We start from the raw sequence: 3,452 nt of genomic DNA, 5'->3' as shown, positions 1-3,452 counted from the left end.
GCGCGTCCGATCTACCCCGGCAGCGCAAAGCGCGCCACGCAGTCCAGCGCCGCGGCCACGTCGGCCGGGCCCACGTCCAGGTGCGTCACCCAGCGCAGCCGGGTCTGGCCGCCGTACAGGCTGCCCGTCACGCGCACCCCGTTGCGCTCCAGCCAGGCGCTGAACGCGGGCGCCACGTCGGCCTGCAGATCCGTGAACAAGATGTTCGTCTGCCAGGGCTGCACGTGGATGCGCCCCTGGAGCACGGGGTGGCCGCGGCCTGCTTCGGCGAGGCCCCGGGCGAGTTGGTCCAGGTTCGCATGGTCCTCGGACAAGCGCCGCACGTGGTGGCGCAGCGCGTAGTGGCCCGCAGCCGCGAGCATTCCGGCCTGCCGCATGCCGCCCCCGAGGATCTGGCGCGTGCGGCGCGCCTGGCGGATGAAGTCGCGCCGGCCGAGCAGCAGCGACCCCACCGGCGCCCCCAGGCCCTTGCTCAGGCACAGCGAGACCGAGTCGAATTCGCGGCACAGGCTGCGCGCCTCGGCGTACACGTCGCTGCCGCTGCGCGCGGCCTGCACCGTGGCGGCGTTGAACACGCGCGCGCCGTCCAGATGCAGCGCCAGCGCGTGCTCCCGGGCCAGCCGGGCGACCTCGGCGAGGTACTGCGGCGGCAGCACCTGGCCGCCAGTGGTGTTTTCCAGCACCACCAGGCGGGTGCGCGCAAAGTGCGGGTCGTCGGGCTTGATCGCGGCGGCAATGTCCGCCAGGCGCAGCGTGCCGTCGGGCTGCGTCTCGACCGGCTGCGGTTGGATCGACCCGAGAACGGCCATGCCGCCCGCCTCCCAGCGGTAGCTGTGCCAGCTTTGGCCGACGATGGCCTCGTCGCCGCGCTGGCAATGGCCCCAGAGCGCGATCAGATTGGTCTGCGTTCCCGAGGGGGCGAACAGCGCCGCCTCGAAGCCCAGCAACTCGGCCGCGTGCTCCTGCAGCGCGTTCACCGAGGGGTCGTCGGCCAGCACGTCGTCGCCCAGCGGGGCCTGGAACATGGCCTCGCGCATGGCGGACGTGGGTTGGGTGACGGTGTCGCTGCGAAAGTCCGGCATGGGGTGGGCTCCCGGGGTTCGGTCAATGGCCGACCAACACCGGCCGGGGGCAGTCCGCCAGCGCCTGCAGCGCGCGCACGGTGATCTCGTCCACGCTGCCCGTTCCGCTGATGCTGCGGTACCGGGGGGCGGTTGCGGGTTCGGCCTGGGCCCAGCTGCGGTAGTAGTCCGCCAGGGGGCGCGTCTGGTCGCTGTAGACCTGCAGACGTTTCCTCACGGTTTCTTCCTTGTCGTCCTCGCGCTGGACCAGTTCCTCGCCGGTCGCGTCGTCCCTGCCCGGCACCCGGGGCGGATTGAACCGGATGTGGTAGGTGCGGCCGCTGGCCGGGTGCAGGCGGCGGCCGCTCATGCGTTCGATGATGGCGTCGAAGGGCACGTCGATTTCGAGCACGCAGTCGAGCCGCACGCCCGCGGCCTTCATGGCGTCTGCCTGGGCAAGGGTGCGCGGGAAGCCGTCGAACAGAAAGCCCTTGGCGCAGTCCGGCTGCGCGGTGCGTTCCTTGACGAGCGCGAGGATGATGTCGTCGCTGACCAGCGCGCCCGAATCCATCACCGCCCGGGCCTGCAGGCCCAAGGGCGTTCCCGCCTTCACGGCGGCGCGCAGCATGTCCCCGGTGGAGATTTGCGGGATGCCGTATTCGCGGCAGATGAAGCTGGCTTGCGTGCCCTTTCCGGCGCCAGGTGCGCCCAGCAGAATCAGTCTCATGGAGCTCCTCGAAGGTTGGAAACCGGTGCACACCGGGGGCCGCAGCTGCCCGGAGCCGGCCCTGCGCCCGCGCCGCGCCGGTTACGTTCGAGGATAGCATGCGCCCCCGGGCGGCCCGGGGCGCACTCAGCGAAAAATGCGGCGCACCCGCTCCAGGTCCTCGGGCGTGTCCACACCCGGTCCGGATGCGGCGTCCGCCAGGTGCACCGCGATGCGGTGGCCATGCCACAGCGCGCGCAATTGTTCGAGCGCTTCGAGCGCCTCGGCAGGCGCCGGGGCCAGCCGGGGAAACTGCCGCAGAAAGTCTGCGCGGTAGCTGTAGATGCCGACATGCCGCAGCGGTGCAAACCCTGCCAGCGCCGCGGCGCCGCCGGGCGCTGCGTCCTGCCACCACGCCGTGCCTGCGCGGTCGCGCGCAAAAGGAATCGGCGCGCGACTGAAGTAATGCGCCAGGCCCCGGGCGTCGAGCACCACTTTCACGACGTTGGGGTCGGCGTAGTCGTCCAGCGAGGCAATGGCGTGCGCCGCCGTTCCCATGCTGGCCTCGGGCCGGGCCGGCAGCAGCGCTGCCACGGCGTCGATGAGCCCGGGGTCGATCAGCGGCTCGTCGCCCTGTACGTTGACGACGATCTCGTCTCCGGCGAGATCGAGCCGGGCGCAGGCCTCGGCCAACCGGTCGCTGCCGCTGGCGTGGTCCGCGCGGGTCAGGAGCGCCTCGACGCCGTGCGCCGCGCAGACCTGCTGGATGCGCGCGTCGTCGGTCGCAACGAGCACGCGCCGGGCCGCGCTCTGGGCCGCGCGCCGCGCCACGCGCACCACCATGGGCAGGCCGGCGATGTCGGCCAGGGGCTTGTCCGGCAGGCGGCTCGAGGCCCTGCGCGCCGGGATCAGCACCGTGAAGCGCAGGTCCACGGCCGCCCCGTCCAGGGCCGCGCTCACTGCTCGAGTTCCTCGTCCGTCAGGGTGCGGGCTTCGTTTTCCAGCAGCACGGGAATTCCGTCGCGCACCGGGTACGCCAGCCGGGCGCTGCGCGAGACGAGCTCCTGCGCCTGGCGGTCGTAGCGCAGGGGGCCCTTGGTGACCGGGCAGACCAGCAGTTCGAGCAGTTTCGGGTCCATGGGGGCAGTGGCTTGGAGGGTCGCGCGGGCTCGTGCGTTCAGGCCGGATGATAGCGGTGGCATTGCGCGCCGGGGGGCAGGCGCGCGTCGAGGGCCTGGAAAAAGCGCGGGTCGATGTGCAGCACCAACGCAACGGCGAGCGCGCCCGGGTACAGCCCCCACAGCTTGAGCGCGTCTTTTTCGGTGCAGAGCACGGGCATGTGCGGCTCCGGCGGGCCCTTCCAGCGCTTGAAGTCGTAGTGATCGGGCAGGGCCTCGGTGCACGCCAGCGTCAGCCCCGCGGCGCGCAGCATGGCAAAGAACTCGCCCGGCCGCGCCACGGCTGCGAGCGCGTACAAGGGCTGGCCCTGCAGCCAAGTCAGGGGCAGCCGGGTGCCGTCGCAGCGCACTGCGCAGGGGGCCAGGCTGCGCCGCATGCCGAAAGCGGGCGCCGCCGATGCGCCCGGGGGCCGGGCGCCCGCGTGCAGCACGAAGTCCACCGCGCGCGGCCAGAGCTCGCGCAGCGGGCCGGCGGGCAGCAGAAAGCCGTTGCCTGTTCCCTGGTCG

General features: G+C 72.4%; 5 protein-coding genes. All 5 read right to left on the bottom strand.

Going from position 1 to position 3,452, the window contains the following annotated elements; genetic code table 11:
* Positions 1 to 11 precede the first annotated feature (11 nt).
* Positions 12 to 1,082 carry a low-specificity L-threonine aldolase gene (gene ltaE / locus VTU_RS0115185; RefSeq protein WP_010105656.1) on the bottom strand — a complete coding sequence of 357 codons (1,071 nt, stop codon included), beginning with the start codon at positions 1,080 to 1,082 and terminating at the stop codon, positions 12 to 14.
* A gap of 22 nt (positions 1,083 to 1,104) precedes the next feature.
* A complete protein-coding gene (gene adk / locus VTU_RS0115180; RefSeq protein ID WP_010105654.1) occupies positions 1,105 to 1,788 on the bottom strand; it encodes an adenylate kinase in 684 nt (227 codons plus the stop codon).
* Positions 1,789 to 1,914: 126 nt separating this feature from the next.
* Complete coding sequence (gene kdsB, locus VTU_RS0115175; RefSeq protein WP_010105651.1) at positions 1,915 to 2,727, bottom strand: 3-deoxy-manno-octulosonate cytidylyltransferase; 813 nt, start codon at positions 2,725 to 2,727, stop codon at positions 1,915 to 1,917.
* Positions 2,724 to 2,906, bottom strand: coding sequence for a Trm112 family protein (locus VTU_RS0115170; protein ID WP_010105649.1), 183 nt, complete (start codon positions 2,904 to 2,906; stop codon positions 2,724 to 2,726). Before VTU_RS0115170 ends, kdsB begins: the two co-directional genes overlap by 4 nt.
* Before the next feature lie 38 nt (positions 2,907 to 2,944).
* On the bottom strand, positions 2,945 to 3,452 hold a 508-nt coding region (locus tag VTU_RS27515), incomplete at its 5' end, for a tetraacyldisaccharide 4'-kinase (protein ID WP_010105647.1).

The sequence above is a fragment of the Verminephrobacter aporrectodeae subsp. tuberculatae At4 genome, assembly GCF_000193225.1.
GTDB classification, from domain to species: Bacteria; Pseudomonadota; Gammaproteobacteria; order Burkholderiales; family Burkholderiaceae_C; genus Acidovorax; species Acidovorax aporrectodeae.
The sequence above is the reverse complement of the archived record's forward strand: the minus strand, read 5'-3'. Positions and strand labels throughout refer to the sequence as shown.